18 protein-coding genes are annotated in these 19,044 nt (G+C 71.1%); 12 read left to right on the top strand and 6 right to left on the bottom strand.

Annotated elements, in window-relative coordinates; genetic code table 11:
* Window positions 1-96 precede the first annotated feature (96 nt).
* The 5 genes from AB0J02_RS19645 (at window position 97) to AB0J02_RS19625 (ending at window position 4,729) form a co-directional block, all read left to right on the top strand.
* Window positions 97-1,728, top strand: a complete 1,632-nt coding sequence (locus tag AB0J02_RS19645) for an ATP-binding protein (protein ID WP_363194968.1) — start codon at window positions 97-99, stop codon at window positions 1,726-1,728.
* On the top strand, window positions 1,725-2,132 hold the full coding sequence (locus AB0J02_RS19640; protein ID WP_363194967.1) for a roadblock/LC7 domain-containing protein: 408 nt from the start codon (window positions 1,725-1,727) through the stop codon (window positions 2,130-2,132). The genes AB0J02_RS19645 and AB0J02_RS19640 overlap by 4 nt, the downstream gene beginning before the upstream one ends.
* Window positions 2,129-2,533 carry a DUF742 domain-containing protein gene (locus AB0J02_RS19635; RefSeq protein ID WP_363194966.1) on the top strand — a complete coding sequence of 135 codons (405 nt, stop codon included), beginning with the start codon at window positions 2,129-2,131 and terminating at the stop codon, window positions 2,531-2,533. Before AB0J02_RS19640 ends, AB0J02_RS19635 begins: the two co-directional genes overlap by 4 nt.
* 13 nt (window positions 2,534-2,546) lie before the next feature.
* On the top strand, window positions 2,547-3,164 hold the full coding sequence (locus AB0J02_RS19630; protein WP_363195187.1) for an ATP/GTP-binding protein: 618 nt from the start codon (window positions 2,547-2,549) through the stop codon (window positions 3,162-3,164).
* A gap of 185 nt (window positions 3,165-3,349) precedes the next feature.
* Window positions 3,350-4,729, top strand: coding sequence for a cytochrome P450 (locus AB0J02_RS19625; protein ID WP_363195186.1), 1,380 nt, complete (start codon window positions 3,350-3,352; stop codon window positions 4,727-4,729).
* On the opposite strand, the gene AB0J02_RS19620 is transcribed toward AB0J02_RS19625, so the two are convergent.
* The 3 genes from AB0J02_RS19620 to AB0J02_RS19610 all read right to left on the bottom strand — a co-directional run bounded on the left by AB0J02_RS19620 (window position 4,723) and on the right by AB0J02_RS19610 (window position 7,695).
* Window positions 4,723-5,691, bottom strand: coding sequence for a pseudouridine synthase (locus AB0J02_RS19620; RefSeq protein ID WP_363194965.1), 969 nt, complete (start codon window positions 5,689-5,691; stop codon window positions 4,723-4,725). The two genes, AB0J02_RS19625 and AB0J02_RS19620, sit on opposite strands and share 7 nt — an antisense overlap.
* 149 nt (window positions 5,692-5,840) lie before the next feature.
* Entirely contained in the window at window positions 5,841-6,686 is an 846-nt protein-coding gene (locus tag AB0J02_RS19615; protein WP_363194964.1) for a siderophore-interacting protein, read from the bottom strand.
* Window positions 6,687-6,744: 58 nt separating this feature from the next.
* Window positions 6,745-7,695, bottom strand: coding sequence for a 5'-3' exonuclease (locus AB0J02_RS19610; protein WP_363194963.1), 951 nt, complete (start codon window positions 7,693-7,695; stop codon window positions 6,745-6,747).
* Window positions 7,696-7,937: 242 nt separating this feature from the next.
* Here AB0J02_RS19610 and AB0J02_RS19605 point away from each other — a divergent pair, with 242 nt between their 5' ends.
* The 5 genes from AB0J02_RS19605 (at window position 7,938) to AB0J02_RS19585 (ending at window position 14,225) form a co-directional block, all read left to right on the top strand.
* The gene (locus AB0J02_RS19605; protein ID WP_363194962.1) at window positions 7,938-9,086 is read left to right on the top strand and encodes a glycine betaine/L-proline ABC transporter ATP-binding protein; all 1,149 of its coding nucleotides are present in this window, start codon (window positions 7,938-7,940) and stop codon (window positions 9,084-9,086) included.
* Window positions 9,079-11,688 (top strand): ABC transporter permease/substrate binding protein, encoded by a 2,610-nt coding sequence (locus AB0J02_RS19600; protein ID WP_363194961.1) that lies wholly within the window; start codon window positions 9,079-9,081, stop codon window positions 11,686-11,688. Before AB0J02_RS19605 ends, AB0J02_RS19600 begins: the two co-directional genes overlap by 8 nt.
* A 136-nt stretch (window positions 11,689-11,824) precedes the next feature.
* On the top strand, window positions 11,825-12,799 hold the full coding sequence (locus tag AB0J02_RS19595; protein ID WP_363194960.1) for a hypothetical protein: 975 nt from the start codon (window positions 11,825-11,827) through the stop codon (window positions 12,797-12,799).
* 113 nt (window positions 12,800-12,912) lie between these two features.
* Entirely contained in the window at window positions 12,913-13,500 is a 588-nt protein-coding gene (locus tag AB0J02_RS19590; protein WP_363194959.1) for an XRE family transcriptional regulator, read from the top strand.
* Window positions 13,501-13,505: 5 nt separating this feature from the next.
* Window positions 13,506-14,225 carry a helical backbone metal receptor gene (locus AB0J02_RS19585; protein WP_363194958.1) on the top strand — a complete coding sequence of 240 codons (720 nt, stop codon included), beginning with the start codon at window positions 13,506-13,508 and terminating at the stop codon, window positions 14,223-14,225.
* Here the strand turns inward: AB0J02_RS19585 and AB0J02_RS19580 are convergent.
* Complete coding sequence (locus AB0J02_RS19580) at window positions 14,222-15,373, bottom strand: TDT family transporter (protein ID WP_363194957.1); 1,152 nt, start codon at window positions 15,371-15,373, stop codon at window positions 14,222-14,224. The two genes, AB0J02_RS19585 and AB0J02_RS19580, sit on opposite strands and share 4 nt — an antisense overlap.
* A 70-nt stretch (window positions 15,374-15,443) precedes the next feature.
* Between AB0J02_RS19580 and AB0J02_RS19575 the strand changes: the two genes are divergently transcribed.
* Entirely contained in the window at window positions 15,444-16,385 is a 942-nt protein-coding gene (locus tag AB0J02_RS19575) for a LysR family transcriptional regulator (protein ID WP_363194956.1), read from the top strand.
* Window positions 16,386-16,555: 170 nt separating this feature from the next.
* The gene (locus AB0J02_RS19570) at window positions 16,556-17,497 is read left to right on the top strand and encodes an aminoglycoside phosphotransferase family protein (RefSeq protein WP_363194955.1); all 942 of its coding nucleotides are present in this window, start codon (window positions 16,556-16,558) and stop codon (window positions 17,495-17,497) included.
* Here the strand turns inward: AB0J02_RS19570 and AB0J02_RS19565 are convergent.
* Complete coding sequence (locus AB0J02_RS19565) at window positions 17,451-18,149, bottom strand: gamma-glutamyl-gamma-aminobutyrate hydrolase family protein (RefSeq protein ID WP_363194954.1); 699 nt, start codon at window positions 18,147-18,149, stop codon at window positions 17,451-17,453. The genes AB0J02_RS19570 and AB0J02_RS19565 overlap by 47 nt on opposite strands.
* 155 nt (window positions 18,150-18,304) lie before the next feature.
* The gene (locus tag AB0J02_RS19560) at window positions 18,305-19,030 is read right to left on the bottom strand and encodes an FCD domain-containing protein (RefSeq protein WP_363194953.1); all 726 of its coding nucleotides are present in this window, start codon (window positions 19,028-19,030) and stop codon (window positions 18,305-18,307) included.
* Between the last annotated feature and the right edge of the window lie 14 nt (window positions 19,031-19,044).

Raw genomic sequence — 19,044 nt, 5'->3', positions numbered from 1 at the left:
TTTGTTCTCCCGTGCGCTGATGGTTCGTATTGATCCCGGAACGTAGCGCGGCGAACCATCGCAAACTTCCCCGACCCGACCGTTCAGAGGGCATACATGGTGAGTGTTCAATCGCCTCCCGGTGGCCGAGACGTCCCCTACACACGCGTGCTGTTGCTGCCCGCCATGATCATGGCCGCCGCCACCGGAGCGGCCGTCGCCCTGGTCACGCACCCGGCACGCCCCGCCGTCGCCCTGTGCGGCGCGCTCGGCACGCTCCTGGTGGTCGCCGTCGCGGCCGAGACCGTCCGGCGCGGTCGCATCGTCAAGGGCCTGCGCGCCCAGTACGCGCGGCACACCGCCGAGCTGGAAGCGCGTATAGCCGCCCAGGAACACCGCACGATGCGCGTCGCCAAAGAGGTCCTGCCGCACGCCCTGTACCGGATGCGCACCGGCGACAACCCCAGGGACGCCGTCCGCAACACCTGCGACTCCGACCCCGCCTTCCGCGACACCACGCAGGGTGAGCGCGAACTGCTGCGCCTGGCCCTCAAGGAGATCGACCGCGAGGAGGCCATGCGCGACGCCGCGCAGCGCGCCTTCGTCTCCATCGCCCGCCGCGTCCAGGCCATCGTGCACAAGCAGGCCCAGGAACTCCGCGAGATGGAGGAGGACCACGGCCGCAACCCCGAGGTCTTCGACGACCTCCTGCGCATCGACCACGGCACCGCCCTGATCGGCCGCCTCGCCGACTCCGTCACCGTCCTCGGCAACGCCCGGCCCGGCCGCCAGTGGCCCAAGCCGGTCCGGCTCTACAGCGTGCTGCGCGGCGCCATGTCGCGCATCCTCGAATACCCGCGCATCGATCTGCACGCCATCTGCGACGTGGCCATCAAGGGCGTCTCCGTCGAACCCCTCATCCACGCCTGCGCCGAACTCCTCGACAACGCCACCCGCTACTCGCCGCCGCAGACCCGGGTGCACGTCACCGCCGTCGAGGTGCAGACCGGCATCGCCATCGAGATCGAGGACGGCGGCGTCAGCCTGGGCGAGGAGCAGCGCGCCAAGGCCGAGCGGATGCTCGACAAGGCCAAGTCCGGCATCGACCTCAACGACCTCGGTGAGAACCCGCGCCTGGGCCTCGCGATCGTCGGCCGGCTCTGCTCGATGTACGACATGCAGATCTCCCTGCGCCAGTCCGCGTACGGCGGCGTCCGCGCCGTCCTCGTCGTCCCGCGCGACATGATGAGCAGCGGGCCCGCGCCCGGCCTCGCCCACGGCATCGGCGCCACGGCCGTCCCGCGCGTCGACCACAACGGCGTACCGATCAAGGAAGAGCCGCGGTTGAAGAAGACGCGTCGTCCCACCACGGGACCGCGCCCCTCCGCCCCGCTCGTCGCCGCGGCGGAGGACGACGAACCCGTGGTCACGGAGTGGCGGGAGAACGGGCTGCCGCAGCGCCGCAGGAAGGTCGACACGAAGGTCATCGAGAACCAGATCATCGTGACGCCCCGCCACCCGGACCTGACGATGCCGCAGTCCGGTGCCAGGACCGCGGCCGCTCCGGCCGCCGCCACCGGGCCGGCCGTGGAGCCGGAGCACGAGCGGCCGGCGCAGCCCGAACCCGGCCTGTGGGTCGAGGCGTTCATGAACGGCCTCAGGCCCGACGAGGCCGCCGCGGACAAGCCGCACGACGACGCCTACAACCAACAGGCCGACCAGCAGGCCGACGAGGGAGAGCGCCAGTGATCCAGCAACGCGCCAATTTCGACTGGATGCTCAAGGAGCTCGCCGACGGCGTGCCCAATGTGCGCCAGGTGGTGGTGCTCTCCGCCGACGGGCTGCGCATCGCCCGGTTCGGCGGCGACCCCGATGGCGCCGACCGGATCGCCGCGGCCTGTGCGGGACTTCAGTCCCTCGCCTCCGCCGTAGCCTCCGAGATCGCGGAGAGCAACGGCAAGATGAACATGGTCATCATCGAGGTCGACGGCGGCTTCTTCTATCTGATGGCCGCGGGCAAGGGCGCGTACCTCGCCGTCCTCGCCGACCCGTACGTCGACGCGGGCCTCATCAGCCACCAGATGCGCGACCTCGTCATCCGGATCGGCGCCCACCTCACCAGCCCGCCCCGACGCAATGGCCAGACCGTATGACTCCTCGCTCCCCCGAACCCCCGTTCAGAGAAGAAGAACCGGCTCCCCAGCGCGAGCGCCGTGCGCAGGATCCCAAGGATCCCGAGCGGCTCTACGTCATCACCGGCGGCACCGACGGCGCCGAGCGCGCGCCGCTCGACCTGGTCACCCTGATCGTGGCGCGGGCCGACCCGCCCGTGGCCGCGCCGCCCGAACAGTCCGCCGTGCTGCGCATGTGCCGGGCGCCGCTGTCCACGGCCGAGATCTCGGCCTACCTCAACCTGCCGTTCAGCGTGGTCACCGTGCTGCTCGGCGAACTCCTCGCGGCCGAACTGGTCCAGTCGCGCGCACCGGTGATCCGCGGCGCCGTCGCGGACCGTTCCCTCCTCGAAGCGGTGATGCATGGACTACAGAAGCTCTGACGGCACCGGCGCCATGGACACGGCGGTCGGCAGCGTGCACATCCCCGGCCCGCGCGCCGAGGACCGGATGCCCGAGACCGTCACCTCCGCCGTGAAGATCGTCATCGTGGGCGGCTTCGGTGTCGGCAAGACGACGATGGTGGGCTCCGTCAGCGAGATCCGCCCGCTCACCACCGAAGAGACCATGACGCAGGCGGGCATCGGCGTCGACGACAACTACGGCTCGGAGACCAAGACCGCCACCACGGTCGCCATGGACTTCGGGCGGATCAGCGTCACCGACGAACTCGTTCTCTACCTCTTCGGAACACCGGGCCAGGAACGGTTCTGGTTCCTGTGGAACGGCCTGTTCGAGGGTGCGCTCGGCGCCGTCGTGCTCATCGACACCCGGCGCCTCGAAGTCAGCTTCGACGTGATCGGGCGGCTGGAGGAGCGCGGCGTGCCCTTCGTCATCGCCAACAACGCCTTCCCCGACGGGCCGAGCTACCCGACGGACGAACTGCGCAACGCCCTCGATCTCGACGCGCACGTCCCGATCATCGAGTGCGACGCGCGGCGCAGGGCCTCCAGCCGTGACGTCCTGCTGACCCTCATGCGCTATCTGCACGAGATGGCGTTGCATCGCGCCTGATGGCCCGAAGCGACAGCGCCTTGTCAACCACCCGTGCACGTTACCCAGTTGCCCATACGACCGGAGCGATCACCGTGACGCCTCCCTCCCAGCCCTCCCCGTCGTCCGCCGGATTCGACGACCTCGCAGACCCCTCGCCCGCCCCGCCGCCGGGCTGCCCCGCACACGCCCTCGGACCGGACGGGATGCGCCGGCTCTACGGGCCCGAGGCCGACGCGGACCTCGCGTCCGTCTACGAGAAACTGCGCGCCGAACACGGCTCGGTGGCCCCGGCGCTGATCCACGACGACGTACGCATGTGGGCGGTGCTCGGCCACGGTGAGAACCTCCACATGGTCCGCTCCACCTCCCAGTACAACCGGGACGCCCGGAACTGGACGGCCCTGAAGAACGGCACCGTCAAGCCCACCCACCCGCTCGCCCCCGTGTTCGGCTGGCAGCCCATCTGCTCGATGGCCGAGGGCGCGGAGCACCTCAGGCTGCGCGGCGCCGTCACCCACGCCCTTGAGATCATCGACCACCGCAGCCTGCGCCGCGCCATCAACAAGGCCTGTCAGGAGATCATCAACCGGTTCTCCGAGCGCGGCGCGTGCGATGTCGTCGGCGAGTTCGCCGAGCATCTGCCGATGATGGTGATGCTGGACATCTTCGGTGCCTCCGAGGCGTACAGCGAGCGCTTCGTGCAGGCCGCCCGCGACATGATCAAGGGCACCGAGACGGCGATCGCCAGCAACGAATACATCATGGGCATTCTCATGGAGCTCACGGCCCGGCGCCGGGCCGCCCCCGACGACGACTTCATCAGCCGTCTCATCGCGGCCCCCGCGGCCCTCACCGACGACGAGGTGGGCCAGCACCTGCGGCTCGTCCTCATCGCGGCGTACGAGGCCACGGCCAACCTCATCGCGAACGTGCTGCGCACCGTGCTCACCGACCCGCGCTTCCGGGCCCAGCTCAACGGCGGGCAGATGACGGTGCCGGAGGCGGTCGAGCAGTCACTGTGGGACGAGCCGCCCTTCAGCGCCATGGTCGCCTACTTCGCCAAGGTCGACACCGAACTCGGCGGGCAGCACATCCGGGCCGGTGACGGTCTGATCTTCGGCATCGCGCCGGGGAACGTCGACCCGGCCGTGCGGCCCGATCCGACCGAGCACATGCAGGGCAACCGCTCGCACCTCGCCTTCGGCGGCGGGCCGCACGAATGCCCCGGGCAGGACATCGGGCGTGCCATCGCCGACATCGGGGTCGACGCGTTCCTCATGCGGCTGCCGGATGCCGAACTCTCCGTCGACGAGCGCGAGTTGAGGTGGCGGTCCACCATCCTGTCGCAGCATCTCGTCTCGCTGCCCGTGGCCTTCACGCCCCGGGCGCAGCAGGATGTCATCACCAAGCCCAGCATGGTGCCGCCCCCGCGGACGGACTGGCAGGTCTCGTCCGGCGCGCCTGCGCCGGCCCCGGCCCCGGTCGCCCCCGCTCCGGTCGCGCCCGCGCCCGCCGCTGCGGAACCGGCCCGGGCCGGGACCGGTGCCTGGCAGAGGTTCCTGCGGTGGTGGCGCGGCTACTGATCCCACGTGTCGTACGACTCCCAGGCCCCCAGCTGTCGCTCGCTCACGAACCGGTGCTCCCGGCCGGTCACCGGGTCCCTGAACTCCAGGGTGCGCGCGAGGAGTTGCAGGGGTCTGCGGAAGTCGTCGGGCGCAGTCGGCTCCGCGATCCGGGGGTAGAGCGGGTCCCCGAGGAGCGGCAGGCCCAGGGCGTTCATGTGGACGCGTAGTTGGTGGGTGCGGCCCGTGCGGGGGGTCAGGTGGTACAGGGCCAGTGCGTTCTTGGGGCGCGCGTTCCTCGCGTCGTCCCTGACGCCTTTGAGCCGGACTGTGCTCTCGGCGTTGGGGGCGCCGCCCGGCACCTCGTACGCGGTGAGCACGCCCCGTTCCTTCTCGATCCTGCTGCGGACCGTGACCGGCAGCTCCACCGCCGGGTCGTACCCGGCCACCGCCTCGTACTCCTTGGTGACCAGCCTGTCCCGGAACAGGGTCTGGTACTTGCCCCGCTCCTCGGCCCGTACGACGAACAGCACGAGTCCGGCGGTCAGCCGGTCCAGGCGGTGTGCGGGGCTGAGGGTCCCAATGCCCGACTCCCGCCGCAGCCGGGCCAGTACGGTCTCGGCCACGTGACTGCCGCGGGGGGTCGTGGCGAGGAAGTGCGGCTTGTCGGCGACGAGGATGTGCTCGTCGCGGTACACGGTGTCGACCGCGAACGGTACGGGGGTTTCGGGGGGCAGGTCCCGGTGGAACCAGACGTGGCCGCCGGGCTCGTAGGGCGTGGTGGTCGTGACGGGTGTTCCGTCCCGGCCGACGATCCCGCCTTCGGCGATCATCGCGTCGATCGTCCCGTCGCCGGCGGCCAGCCGGGCCACCAGGTGGTTGCGCACCGTGTCCCAGTTGCCGTCGGCCGGCATCCGTACGCGTACGGGGTCGATGCCGTTCCGTTGGGGGAGCGGGGAGGGTGGGGTGCGGCGGTGTCTCATGTCAGGGGTCAGCGTACGGGCGCTGCGCGGGGGCGCGCTTCGAAGGGAGGGTGGCCGTCTGGTGTGCGCGCGTGCAGGGGTGCTGCGCGCGCATGCCCCGACCGGCCCTCCCGTCTCGTACGTGTCTGAACGCCGGGGGTGGTGGTCCGTCAGTTGGAGGCTGTCGGAGATTCCTGCTCCGCCTCCACCTGGGCGTTCCAGTCCCTCTTCGATGCCTGCCAGCCGTCCTCGTTGTGGCCCAGGCGCCAGTAGCCGGAGATCGACAGGTCCTCGCGCGGGATCTGCCGGTCCACGCGCAGGTGGCGGCGGAGCTCCTTCACGAAGCCGGCCTCGCCGTGCACGAAGGCGTGCAACCGGCCCTCGGGGAAGTCGAGCCCGGTGACGGCGGCGATCAGCGCCTGGCCCACCGGGTGGCCCGACCGGTGCAGCCAGGTGACCTCGACCGGGGAGTCGATCTTCTGCTCCTCCTCGGGGCCCTCGATCTCCAGGAAGACCTGCGCCCGCGCGCCCTGGGGCAGCGCCTCCAGGGCCGCGGCCACGGCGGGCAGCGCGCTCTCGTCGCCGACGAGGAGGTGCCAGTCCGCCGAGGCGTCGGGTGCGTAGGCGCCGCCCGGGCCCATGAAGTGGATCGTCTCGCCGGGCCGGACGCTCGCCGCCCACGGGCCGGCCAGGCCCTCGTCGCCGTGGACCACGAAGTCGAGGGTGAGTTCGCGGGCCGCCGGGTCCCAGGCGCGCACCGTGTACGTGCGGGTCACGGGCCACTGCTCGCGCGGCTGCTCTTCGCGGATGCGCTCCACGTCGAACGGCTCGGCGTAGGTCACTCCCGCCGGCGGGAAGAGCAACTTGACGTAGTGGTCGGTGTATTCGAGCTCGGGGAGGTCCGCGAGTCCGTCCCCGCCGAGCACCACCCGCTGCATGTGCGGGGTCAGTCGCTCGGTGCGCACGACCTGAGCCGAGCGGGCCTTACGGGGCTTGCGTGCGGGACGCTCGGCCATGTGCGGTCTCCCTTGTGTCCATGCTGGTACGTAAGTTAGGTAACCCTAAGCTAACACCTCATTCTGAGAGGGTGGTGAGGAGTCGGTGCAAAGATCCGCCCAATCCCCAGCGGGCCGCCAGTCGATCGAGAAGCTCCGGGTCGCGCGGCTCGCGCGGCAGTGCCGTGGTGACGGTCGGCAGGGGCACGTCTGCCGCCACCTGGACCACCTTCGGTGCCACCGCCAGATACGGGCGGGACTCGTCCAGGCGCTTGCGCTGGGTCGGTGTCAGTTTGGCCTTCGGGTCGTCGACCGCGGCCATGATCCCGGCCAGGTCCCCGAACTGCGCCAGCAGCTTCGCGGCCGTCTTCTCGCCGATGCCGGGGACTCCGGGCAGGCCGTCGCTCGGGTCACCGCGCAGCAGCGCCATGTCCGCGTAGCCGGAGCCGTCCACCCCGTACTTCTCGCGCAGCAGGTCCTCGTCCGTGATCTGCAAGGTGCCCACGCCCTTGAGGGGGTAGAGGACGCGGCGCTCGCGTTTGTCGTCGACCAGTTGGAAGAGGTCGCGGTCGCCGGTGACGATGTCGACCGGGCCGGTCGCCCGGCCGGTGAACGTGCCGATCACGTCGTCCGCCTCGTAGCCCTCGACTCCCACGCGCGCGATGCCCACCGCGTCGAGCACCGCCTCGATGATCGGCACCTGCGGGGAGAGTGTGTCGGGGATCTCCTCCTCGTCCGGCGTGCCGGACGCCGTCTCCTCGGCGACGCGGTGCGCCTTGTAGGAGGGGATGAGGTCGACGCGCCACTGCGGACGCCAGTCCGCGTCCATGCACGCCACGAGATGATCGGGGTGGTGGTCGTGGACGAGCCGGGTGATGAATTCGAGCAGCCCGCGCACGGCGTTGACCGGTGTGCCGTCCGGGGCCTTCACGGAGTCGGGGACCCCGAAGTAGGCCCGGAAGTACAGGGACGCGGTGTCGAGCAGCATCAGGCGCTGGTTGGCCGGGGTTTCCTGAGTCACGTCTCGCATCATGCCGCACCTCACTGACAGTCACGGGTTGTGCGGGAAGTGTGGGTGATTGTGGACGTGATGTGAGCTGGGTCACTCTTCTGTTTGCTTGGCATAAGCCTGGGCAGGCGCCGACTCGGAGCGGACCCGGTCACACGTTCAACTAATGAACGATTGGCCGGTTCAGGCGGGCAGACCCCGTACCGCACCACGGCCCGCCGGCGGGGGAGGCGGGCCGTACTGGTTCGACCCGAGAGGTGTATGTGTCCAGGCTTGAAGCCGAAGACCTGTACAAGGTGTTCGGCAGACGACCCGATGAGGCGGTGGAGCAACTCCGCCGCGGAGCCGACCGTGAGGAGCTGCGCGCCGACGGCACGACGGCCGCCGTGATCGACGCGTCATTCACCGTCGAGCCCGGCCAGATCTTCGTGGTCATGGGTCTGTCGGGATCCGGCAAGTCCACCCTTCTGCGCATGCTGAACGGACTGCTGGAGCCCACCGCGGGACACGTCCGCTTCGACGGTGACGACCTGACGCAGTTGTCGCCCCGCGAGCTGCGCGAGGTCCGCTCGAAGAAGATCAGCATGGTCTTCCAGCACTTCGCGCTGTTCCCGCACCGCTCCGTCCTGGAGAACGCGGGGTACGGCCTGGAGGTGCAGGGCGTCCCGCGCGTCGAGCGCGAGGCGAAGGCCACCGAGGCGCTGCGCCTCGCGGGCCTGGAGGGCTGGGAGAAGTCCTTCCCCGACGAGCTGTCCGGCGGTATGCAGCAGCGCGTGGGCCTGGCCCGCGCCCTGGCGACCGACGCCGATCTGCTCCTCATGGACGAGTCGTTCAGCGCGCTCGACCCGCTGATCCGGCGCGACATGCAGGACCAGCTGCTCGACCTGCAGAAGACCCTGAAGAAGACCATCGTCTTCATCACCCACGACCTGAACGAGGCCATGCGCCTGGGCGACCGCATCGCCGTCATGCGTGACGGCCGCATCGTCCAGATCGGCACCGCCGAGGACATCCTCGTCACCCCGGCCAACGACTACGTCGCGTCCTTCACCCAGGACGTCGACCGCTCCCGCGTGCTGACCGCGGGCGCGATCATGGCCACGCCCGAGGCGGGGTACACGGCGGCCGACGCTCCGGCGACGGTCACCGAGGACACCCCGATCATCGATCTCTTCACGCCCTGCTCGACCAGCTCCATACCCGTCGCCGTGACCGGCGAGGACGGTGCCGTCGTGGGTGTCGTGCCGCGGGAGCGGCTGCTCGCCGTTCTCGGCGAGCCCATGAAGTCCGTGGAGAGCGCGGACGAGAACAACGGCGCGGCCACGGGCCTCGTCAAGGAACCGAAGGACACTGTCTCCACGCCGCGTGGCGAGGGCGACGGTCCGGTGGAGAAGGTGAACGCCGGTGCCTAGGATTCCTTTCGGTGACTGGGTCAACGACGTGGTCGACTGGCTGCTCAACCACGTCGCCTGGCTCTTCGACTTCTTCAAGACCGTCTTCGACGGCGTCTACAACGGCCTCACAGACGTACTGCAGGCCCCTGAACCGCTGCTGCTCGCGGGCATCTTCGCCGTCATCGCCTTCTGGCTGCGCGGCACGCTCGCCGGTGTACTGACCTTCGTCGGATTCTGGTTCATCCAGAATCTCGAACTGTGGGACAACGCCATGATGACGTTGTCCCTCGTCCTCGTGTCGACGGTGATCGCGCTCATCATCGGGGTGCCACTGGGCATCTGGGCGGCCCGGTCGAATCGGGTCAGCGGCTTGTTCCGGCCGGTCCTCGACCTCATGCAGACGCTGCCGGCGATGGTCTACCTCATCCCGGCCATCCTGTTCTTCGGCTCCGGCGCTCCCGCCGGCATCGTCGCGACCCTGATCTTCGCGGTGCCCCCGGGCGTGCGCATGACCGAGCTGGGCATCCGGCAGGTCGACAAGGAACTGGTCGAGGCCGCCGACGCGTTCGGCACGAAGCCGAGCAACACCCTGATGCGCGTCCAGCTGCCGCTCGCCCTGCCGACGATCATGGCCGGTGTCAACCAGGTCATCATGCTCGGCCTGTCCATGGCCGCCATCGCGGGCATGGTCGGCACCGACGGACTCGGCGGCGACGTCAACGAGGCCATCGGCCAGCTCAACGTCGGCCTCGGCGCCGAGGCCGGTCTCTCGATCGTCATCCTGGCGATCTACCTCGACCGCATGACCAGCTCCCTCGGTCAGCAGGTCTCGCCGATCGGCCGCCGCGCGCTCGCCAAGGTGCGCGCCGCGCACGGCCTGAAGATCTGGTCCTACCGTCCCCGGCCGGCCGTCGCCGTGGTCGGCGTCGTGGTCCTCGCGCTCGTCGCGGGCGGCATGGGCATGTTCGGCGGATCCACCTCGTCGACCGCCTCGGACGACGGCACCAACGTCGGCCAGGGCAAGAAGATCTCCATCGGCTACATCCCCTGGGACGAGGGCGTCGCCTCCACGTACCTGTGGAAGGAGATCCTGGAACAGCGCGGATTCGAGGTCGAGACCAAGCAGTTCGACGCGGGCCCGCTCTACACCTCGCTCGCCCAGGGCACCGTCGACTTCGAGACGGACTCCTGGCTGCCGACCACGCACGCCCAGTACTGGAAGAAGTACGGCTCCAAGCTGGAGGACCTGGGTTCCTGGTTCGGCCCCACGTCCCTGGAGCTGACCGTGCCCTCGTACATGAAGGGCATCGACTCGCTGGCGGACCTCAAGGGTCAGGGCGCCAAGTTCGGCGGCAAGATCACCGGCATCGAGTCGAGCGCCGGCGAGACCGCGCTGCTCAAGAGCAAGATCCTCAAGGCGTACGGCCTCGACAAGGAGTACAAGGTCGTCGACAGCTCCACGCCGGCGATGCTGGCCGAGCTGAAGCGCGCCTACGCCAAGAAGCAGCCGATCGTCGTTCCGCTCTGGTCGCCGCACTGGGCGTACAACGACTACGACCTGAAGAAGCTCAAGGACCCGAAGGGCGCCTGGGGCAAGGGCGACGGCGTGCACTCGCTGGCCCGCAAGGGCTTCGGCACCGACTTCCCCGAGGTCAACACGTGGCTCAAGGACTTCAAGATGAGCGAGAAGCAGCTCACGAGTCTTGAGGCCGAGATCAACAAGACCGGTAAGGGCAAGCAGCAGGACGCCGTCAAGGCCTGGCTGAAGAAGAACCCGGGTGTCGTCGACAAGCTGGCACCGGTGAAGAAGCAGGGCACCGCGGGCGACTCCAAGGACCCCGTGAACGTCGCCTGGTTCCCGTGGGACGAGGACGTCGCCGTCACCTACCTCTGGAAGAACGTCCTGGAGAGGCGCGGCTACAAGCTGAACCTCAAGCAGATGGACGTCGGCCCGGTCTACACCGGTCTCGCCAGCGGTGACCTCGACGTCAACTTCGACGCCTGGCTGCCGTACGCGCAGAGCAACTACTGGAACAAGAGCAAGGACAAGCTCAAGGACCTGGGCAGCTGGTACAGCCCGACCTCCTTGGAAGTCGCCGTTCCGTCGTACGTGAAGGGCGTCAAGTCCCTCGCGGACCTCAAGGGCAAGTCGAAGACCTTCGACGGGAAGATCATCGGCATCGAACCGGGCACCGGCGAGATGCAGCTCCTGAAGAAGGACGTGCTGCCGGGCTACGGCCTGGACAAGGAGTACAAGGTCGTCGACGGCTCCACGCCGGCGATGCTGGCCGAGCTGAAGCGCTCCTACGCGAAGAAGGAGCCGATCGCGGTCGTGCTCTGGTCGCCGCACTGGGCGTACAGCGAGTACAAGCTGAACAAGCTGGCCGACCCGAAGAAGAAGTTCGGCGAGGGCAACACGATCCGGACGATCTCCAACAAGGACTTCCCCGGCAAGTACCCGCAGCTCACGAAGTGGTTCAAGAACTTCAAGATGAGCGAGGACGAGCTGGGCAGCCTGGAGGCCGAGATCAAGAAGCGCGGTCAGGGCCAGGAGGAGAAGGCCGTCTCCGCGTGGCTCGAGTCGCACCAGGACGTCGAGAAGCGGATGACCGCTTCCTGATCCTGTAGGTCCTGTCCGGGGATGACCCCGGAGGTCCGAGCCGAGGGGTGGGTTCCGTCGCAGCGGTCGCTGTGAGGGAACCCACCCCTCGGTGTGTTCCGCCCGAACGGGTCGTCTCCGTACGCTCGGTGGCACCGTGACCGCCGCCTGGCCCCGTGCCTTCGCCGCCACCGCGCTCGCCGCTCTCCTGCTCCTGACGCAGCTGCCCGCCGCCGGCGCCGCCCCGGCCTCGGCGGCCACCGCCCGTTTTGCGGCACTTGCCTCGGATGTCACCCAGGCGGACGGTCACCGCTACGGCATGACCGACGACACCGGGCGCACCATGGACGCCGCCCAGATCCTCCAGGCCGCCGACGGAACGTATCTGGCCGTGTACCACACGATGCTGCCCGACAGCCGCTTCCACGCCGCCGTCGCCACCTCCACCGACCTCGCGCACTGGCAGCGCCGCCACGACTTCGGCGCGGGATCCAGCCAGCCGACGCTCGCCGCCGACGGCCGGGGCGGCTATCTCCTCGCGTACGAGAAGGACCCGGACAACCACATCGCGGTACGCGGCTACGCCGGTCCGCGCGCGCTGCTCGCCGGGCGCGCCGCGCACTCCTTCGACGCGCCCCGCACGCTGTCGTCCTGCGCCGAGGGCACCCCGGCGATCACAGCCGTGCACGGCGCCACCGTCGAGCTGACCGGGCACTACCGCGCGGACTGCGACACCGACCGCCAACTCACCGCCACACTGCGGGACTTCACCCGCTGGCACGCGGAGCCCGCGCCCCGCCTCGACCGGGCCGTGCAGGGGTACGGCAACACCGGCAACATAGGCGACCGCGCGCCGCTGCGACTGGCCGGGCAGCCGATGGTGCTCGTCGAGGGGCAGCGCCGGCGCGACGACTTCGCGAGCTGGTCCACGTACGCCTACGATCCCGCGTCCGGCCGAGCCGACCGCGTCGGATTGCGCACCGCGGGCGGCTCGACGTCCTTCGCCAATCCGTCCGCGACCCTGCTCACCGACCCCGACGGCCATCCCGCGCTCCTGGTCAGCCTGTTCATCCCCCGCGAAGGGGCGGCGCCGGGGGAGTCCGGACAGCTCGTGTACTGGCGAGAGCTGTAGCGGACGCCCCGGCCGGGACGCACGGCTTCCCGCGCTCGCATGAAACCCGCGGGCGAAACTGCGTAGGGTGCATTTAAACGAGCAGGACAACGCGGTGGGAGGGAGCGGACGTCATGGACGAGCACAAGGAGCCACTGCGCGTGGGCGCGGCCGTCCGGCGCCGTCGCCGGACCCTCGAACTGACGCTCTCGGCCGTGGCCGAGCGCAGTGGCCTGTCCGTACCCTTCCTCAGCCAGGTCGAGAACGAGCGGGCCCGGCCCAGCCGCCGCTCCCTGGAGAAGGTCGCCGACGCCCTGGGCACCACCGCGGTCGAACTCCTCGCCGCGGCGGACCCCGCCCGCACGGTCGACCTGGTGCGCGCCGACGACACGAGCGTCGAGGACGTCTCCGCGGAGGACGGCGGCGACTTCGTCGTCCGCACCCTCGTCCGCGGCCACCACCAGATGAACGCCCAGGAATTCGTCGGCGACCACGACCCGGGCCGCGAGTTCCAGCTGCGCAACGACGTCCTGATGCACGTCACCGAAGGCGCCGTCGAGGTGGAGGCCGAGGGCCGCGCCTACCAGCTGGTGCGCGGCGACACGCTGTACCTGACCGGTGGCGTACGGCACCGGTGGCGGGCGACCATGGCGGAGGCGCGGGTCCTCGTGGTGGCCGTCGCGGAGCACATCGACGCGGTCGACGAACCCGGACCGAAGTAGCGGCCGTGCGGGTCGTCTCCCTGGTCCCCTCGCTCACCGAGGCCGTCGCGGTGACCCTGCCGGGCGTGCTGGTCGGCGCGACCGACTGGTGCAGCCGTCCCGAGGGGCTCGACGTGGTGCGGATCGGCGGCACCAAGAACCCCGACGTGGCCGCGATCGTGGCCCTGCGCCCGGACCTGGTCGTCGCCAACGAGGAGGAGAACCGGGAGCCGGACCTGGCCGCCCTGCGCGCCGCGAGGATCGAGGTCCTGGTCACCGAGATCCGCCGACTGCCGCAGGCGCTACGGGAATTGGACCGGGTGCTGGGCGCGTGCGGGGCGGCCTCGCGGCCCCGCTGGCTGGACGAGGCAGAGGCGGCGTGGTCCGGACAGCCCACGCCGGAACGCCGGTCGCGGGCCGTCGTGCCCGTCTGGCGCCGCCCGTGGATGGTGCTCGGCCGCGCCACCTTCGCCGGCGACCTGCTGGCCCGCCTCGGCGTCGACAACGTGTACGCGGAGCACGCCGAGCGCTACCCGCGCATCCCGCTCGACGAACTGCGGGCGGCCGGAGCGGACCTGATGGTGCTCCCCGATGAGCCGTACCGGTTCACCGCCGACGACGGCCCGGAGGCGTTCGCGGTCCCCGCGGCACTGGTCAGCGGGCGCCATCTCACCTGGTACGGACCGTCGTTGGGGGAGGCGGCGCAGGTGCTCGGCGCCTCCCTCCGCGCCGTGAACCTGCCCTAGCTCAGGCGCGCGGGCGTCGGCGCCACGAGCAGGCGGCCGTTGAGCAGGCCGCGCGTCGTGTGCGCCGCGGCCACCGCCCAGGCCGCGACCAGGACGACGTACAGCGTGACGGCCAGAGCGTCGAACGCGGCCAGGCCCGTGTGCTTGCCCAGGCCCTCCGCGCCGGTGACACAGGTGCCGACGGGGAAGGTGAACGCCCACCACGTCATCGCGAAACCCATGCCCCTGCGGCGGGCCCGCACCACCAAGGCGGTGGCGAGCGCCAGCCACAGCAGGGCGAAGCCCAGCACCGGGACGCCGTAGAGCACCGCGAACGCCGTGAAACCGTGGGCGTAGGAGGCGGGCAGGACACCGCCCGCGACGTCGGCGAACTTGTTGGCGGCGGTCGTCGACTGGCCCAGCGGGCCGAGCACGAGGAAGAGGGTCGGGGTCAGCGCGACCGGCAGCGGGCCCGTAGTGACGAGGCGCGCGAAGATCACCGGCAGCATGACGAGGGTCGCGAGCAGGCTGATGCCGAACATGCCGTAACAGGCGAGGAGAAACGTCTGCTGCCACGGCCCGGGCGGCAGATGCGGCACGAGCAGCGGGCCGACGGCGGCGGACACCATGGGTGCCACCACGGGCAGCAGCCACACCGGGGAGGCCTGGCCGGGCTCGATCCGGTGCCGGACCATCATCAGATACGGGATGACGACGGCCGCGGCGAGCCCGGTCAGGGAGCCCGCGACGAACAGCACCGTGTCGACGGCGACCGCCGCGCCGAGTCCGAGCCAGTCCCGGCCCACCAGCATCGTGCCGCCGCCGACCGCGAGCAGCGCCATCGACAGGCAGCCGTAGAAGGGGGCCACCGAGGGGTCCAGGAGGTGCGCCCGCGCCTGGTCGCGGTGGTGCGTCCAGTGCAGGGCCCGTGCCGCGAGGAGCACCAGCAGCGCCGCGAACGACAGCGCCCACACCAGGGTGCAGGCCGTCCGCAGCCCGGTGAACCCCACCGGCAGGGTCGCGCCGGCGTTCGCCACGATCGCGGTGCCCATCACGGACGCGTACCAGTTGGGGCCGAGGTGGCGGACGGCGGCGGCGCGGAAACCGCGGGCCCGCGTGGTGGACGCGGCGGGCGCGGCGGGCGCGGTGGGGTGGGCGACGGTGACCATGACTCCACCGTCGCGCGCGGCCGGAGCCCCCACCAGGGACGTTGCCACTATGGGGACATAAGCTTCCTTTATGAGCCAGGAGCGCAGTGAGCCCACGGACCCCATGAATCAGCCGCCGGGCATGCTCGCGCACCGCGTCCCCGACCTCGGCGCGCTGGAGCTGCTCCTCGCCGTGGCACGGCTCGGCAGCCTCGGCGGGGCCGCGCGCGAGCTCGGCATCACCCAGCCCGCGGCGAGCAGCCGGATCCGTTCCATGGAGCGGCAGCTCGGCCTCGCACTCGTCGACCGTTCGCCGCGCGGCTCCCGGCTCACGGAGACGGGCGCCCTGGTCACGGACTGGGCGCGGCGCGTCGTGGAGGCGGCGGAGGAGTTCGACGCCGGGGCGCAGGCGCTGCGCGACCGGCGGGACTCGCGGCTGCGCGTCGCGGCGAGCATGACGATCGCCGAGTACCTGCTGCCGCGCTGGCTGATCGCGTTGCGGGCGGCACGTCCCGACACCGCGGTGTCGCTGCTCGCCGGCAACTCCGCCGCGGTCGCCGGGCGGCTGCTCTCGGGCGAGGCGGACCTGGGGTTCGTCGAGGGTCTTTCGGTCCCCGCGGGGCTCGACTCGACGGTCATCGCCCACGACCGGCTGATCGTGGTGACCGCGCCGAGCCACCCGTGGGCCCGCAGACGCCGGCCGCTCACGGCCGCGGAGCTCTCCGCGACTCCGCTCATCCTCCGGGAACAGGGGTCCGGTACCCGGCAGGTCCTCGACGCGGCGCTCGGGGGGCTTGCCCGGCCCCTCATCGAGCTGTCCTCGACCACGGCGGTGAAGGCGGCCGCGGTGAGCGGGGCGGGGCCCTCGGTGCTGAGCGAGCTGGCTGTGGGGGAGGAGCTTTCCGCTCGGCGGCTGGTCCGCATTCCGCTGGAGGAGGTGCGGCTTGCGCGGGACCTCCGGGCGGTCTGGCCGACGGGGCACCTGCCGGTGGGGCCCGCCAGGGATTTGCTCGGGTTGACCCGGTCGGCCTGAGTTTTCTGCGGCGCGCCGCCGGTCCGGTCCTGTGCGCGGCGTCGGCGCTGAGGCCACGGGGCTCCGCCCCGGACCCCGTTCCTCAATCGCCGCAGGGGCTTGAACTGGTTCCGGCGGACGGGCTTAAAGTGACCCCGGTGAGCCAAGTACCGTCCGCCCGAGGTGATCGCGTGCCCTGGGACGCTCTTCCCGGGCACGTCGAGCAGGCCCTCGCCGATGCGCTCGGGGCCCCGGTCGTGGCGGCCCGGACGCAGGTCGGGGGGTTCTCGCCCGGGGTCGCGGCTCGGGTCGCCCTCGCCGATGGGCGTCGCGCCTTCGTCAAGGCAGTCAGCGGCGACGTGAACCCGGTGAGCCCGCACTTCCACCGTGCAGAGGCGAAGAACGCCGCCGCGCTGCCCGCCGACGTGCCCGCGCCGCGCTTGCTCGCCACGTACGACGACGGTACCTGGGTGGCGCTGGCCTTCGAGGATGTCGACGGCGCTCAGCCGCAAGTTCCCTGGGTGGAGGCGGAGTTGGGTCGGGTGCTCGATGCCGTCGAGCGGCTCGCCCGCACCCTCACGCCCGCGCCGCTCCCGGCGGCCCGGGTCGGTGACGCGTTCGCCGAGAACTTCGGCGGCTGGCGCCGACTAATGGAGGAGGGGCGGGTGGAGAGCGCGGGCCTCGGCGCATGGGCCACCCGGAACGCCCCCGCGCTGGCCGAACTCGCCGCACCCTGGGCCGAGTTCGCCCACGGCGACACTCTCGCCCACGCCGACCTGCGCGCCGACAACATACTCCTCACCGCGCGGGACGTGGTCTTCGTCGACTGGCCGCACGCGGTGCGCGCCGCCGACTGGTTCGACCTGCTCGTCATGCTGCCGTGCGTCCGCGCCCAGGGCGGCCCCGATCCCGAAGTCCTGTTCACCGGCCACCCGTTGGGCCGCGCCGCCGACCCGGAGGGCGTCACGCGGACGCTGGCCGCCCTGGCCGGCTTCTTCCTCGACCAGGCCGCGCGCCCGGCCCCGCCGGGGCTGCCGGGGCTCCGGGCGTTCCAACGGGCCCAGGGCGAGGCCGCGTTGGACTGGCTCAGAAGCCGTGCGGAGCGGCAGCGGCTCGTACCAGGCCTTCGGTGACCCGCGCGTCCTCGCCCATCTCGGGGTGCCACTGCACCCCCATGACCCAGGTCATGCCGAGCAGTTCGACGGCCTCGACCGTGCCGTCCGCCGCGTACGCCGAGGCCACCAGGCCCTTGCCCATCCGGTCGACGGCCTGATGGTGGTAGGTCGGGACGTCCGTCACCTCCGGCACCAGATCCCCGTACCGGGTGCCGGGCACCGGCGTCACGGTGTGGCGACCGAAGGTCCCGACCTCCTTCACGTGGCCGTCGAGGTGCTGGGTCAGCGTGCCGCCGAGGGCCACGTTCAGCAGCTGCATGCCCCGGCAGATGCCGAGCAGCGGTGTGCCGGACATCATCGCGGCCCGGATCAGGGCGAGCTCCCAGGTGTCCCGCTCCGTCGCCGCCGGACCCGTACGGGGGTCGCGCTCGGCGCCGTACCGCACGGGGTCGACGTCCGGGCCGCCCGCGACGATCACCCCGTCGAGCCGCGCCACCACCGAGGGCGCGTGCTTCGGGTCGTCGGGCGGCAGCATCACGGCGAGGCCGCCCGAGTCCTGCACGAGCCGGGGGTAGCCGGCCGGCAGGAGCGCCGCGGGCAGCTCCCACACACCCCAACTGGCCTGCTTCTCCAGGTAGGTGCTGATGCCGATCAGCGGCCTGCTCACCATGGTGCCGTGCTCCCCAGCCTCGGTCGTGCGGTCGTGCGGTCGTGCGGTCGCGCTCCGCGCGGCCTCAGAGCGTACGAGATCGTCGCGCCGGACACCGTGACGTTCAGCATGCGGGCACCGAGGACCCGAGCCAATGGCATCGACCCATACCTTTGTCAGGTCAGGAAGCCGCGCAGCAACGCCGCTGTCCCGGCGCAGTGCTCGCGCATCATTTCGCGCGCGCCGTCCGCGTCCCCGTCCAGCACCGCCTCCACCAGGGCGGTGTGCTGGGCTTGCGAATGCTCCAGGTTGCGTACGAGCAGCGGGATGCAGTCGAGGAGATCGTTCACCGTCGCGCGCACCGCGGCGTACTGGGCGGCGAGGGAGGGGGAGCCGCACAGTTCGGCGAGGGTGAGGTGCAGGAGCGTGTCCTGGCGGCGGTAGTCGGCGAGCGGTGCGTCGTGGGTGCCGGCGAGGGCGGTGCGCAGGCGTGCGGCCCGGGTGCCGTCGAGCCCGTGGGCCGCGCACAGGCCGGCGGCGCCCGCCTCCAGCACCTCCCGGAAGCGCAGCACGTCCTCGACGTCCACGCCCTTGGTGCGGCGCCGCAGCTCGTCCTCGCCCGCCGCGCCGGTGCGCGGCAGCACGAACGTGCCGCCGTACCGGCCTCGCCGCGACTCCACCAGGCCCTGGTCCTGCAGGACCTTCAGGACCTCCCGCAGGGTGACCCGGCTGATCCCGAGCCGCTCCGCCAACTCCCGCTCCGACGGGAGCCGTTCGCCCTGTGGTACGAGGCCGAGCCGGACGACCTGGAGGATCTGCTCCAGCGCCTCCTCGAAGCCGTTGCCCGCCCGGACGGGCCGCAGCACCGTCGCGAGGCCGCCGACGGCGTCCGTGTGCGACATCTGGCCCAACCCCC

Source organism: Streptomyces sp. NPDC050264 (assembly GCF_040655895.1).
Classification (GTDB): domain Bacteria; phylum Actinomycetota; class Actinomycetes; order Streptomycetales; family Streptomycetaceae; genus Streptomyces.
This window is presented reverse-complemented; position numbering and strand designations above follow the sequence as displayed.

Bases quoted from the DNA above. Each gene is read 5' to 3' on its own strand.
- AB0J02_RS19625 (WP_363195186.1), top strand. From the start codon at position 3,350: ATGCGCCGGCTCTACGGGCCCGAGGCCGACGCGGACCTCGCGTCCGTC.
- AB0J02_RS19560 (WP_363194953.1), bottom strand. From the start codon at position 19,030: ATGTCGCACACGGACGCCGTCGGCGGCCTCGCGACGGTGCTGCGGCCC.
- AB0J02_RS19620 (WP_363194965.1), bottom strand. From the start codon at position 5,691: ATGAGACACCGCCGCACCCCACCCTCCCCGCTCCCCCAACGGAACGGC.
- AB0J02_RS19590 (WP_363194959.1), top strand. From the start codon at position 12,913: ATGGACGAGCACAAGGAGCCACTGCGCGTGGGCGCGGCCGTCCGGCGC.
- AB0J02_RS19575 (WP_363194956.1), top strand. From the start codon at position 15,444: ATGAGCCAGGAGCGCAGTGAGCCCACGGACCCCATGAATCAGCCGCCG.
- AB0J02_RS19615 (WP_363194964.1), bottom strand. From the start codon at position 6,686: ATGGCCGAGCGTCCCGCACGCAAGCCCCGTAAGGCCCGCTCGGCTCAG.
- AB0J02_RS19565 (WP_363194954.1), bottom strand. From the start codon at position 18,149: ATGGTGAGCAGGCCGCTGATCGGCATCAGCACCTACCTGGAGAAGCAG.
- AB0J02_RS19630 (WP_363195187.1), top strand. From the start codon at position 2,547: ATGGACACGGCGGTCGGCAGCGTGCACATCCCCGGCCCGCGCGCCGAG.
- AB0J02_RS19645 (WP_363194968.1), top strand. From the start codon at position 97: ATGGTGAGTGTTCAATCGCCTCCCGGTGGCCGAGACGTCCCCTACACA.
- AB0J02_RS19580 (WP_363194957.1), bottom strand. From the start codon at position 15,373: ATGGTCACCGTCGCCCACCCCACCGCGCCCGCCGCGCCCGCCGCGTCC.
- AB0J02_RS19610 (WP_363194963.1), bottom strand. From the start codon at position 7,695: ATGCGAGACGTGACTCAGGAAACCCCGGCCAACCAGCGCCTGATGCTG.
- AB0J02_RS19635 (WP_363194966.1), top strand. From the start codon at position 2,129: ATGACTCCTCGCTCCCCCGAACCCCCGTTCAGAGAAGAAGAACCGGCT.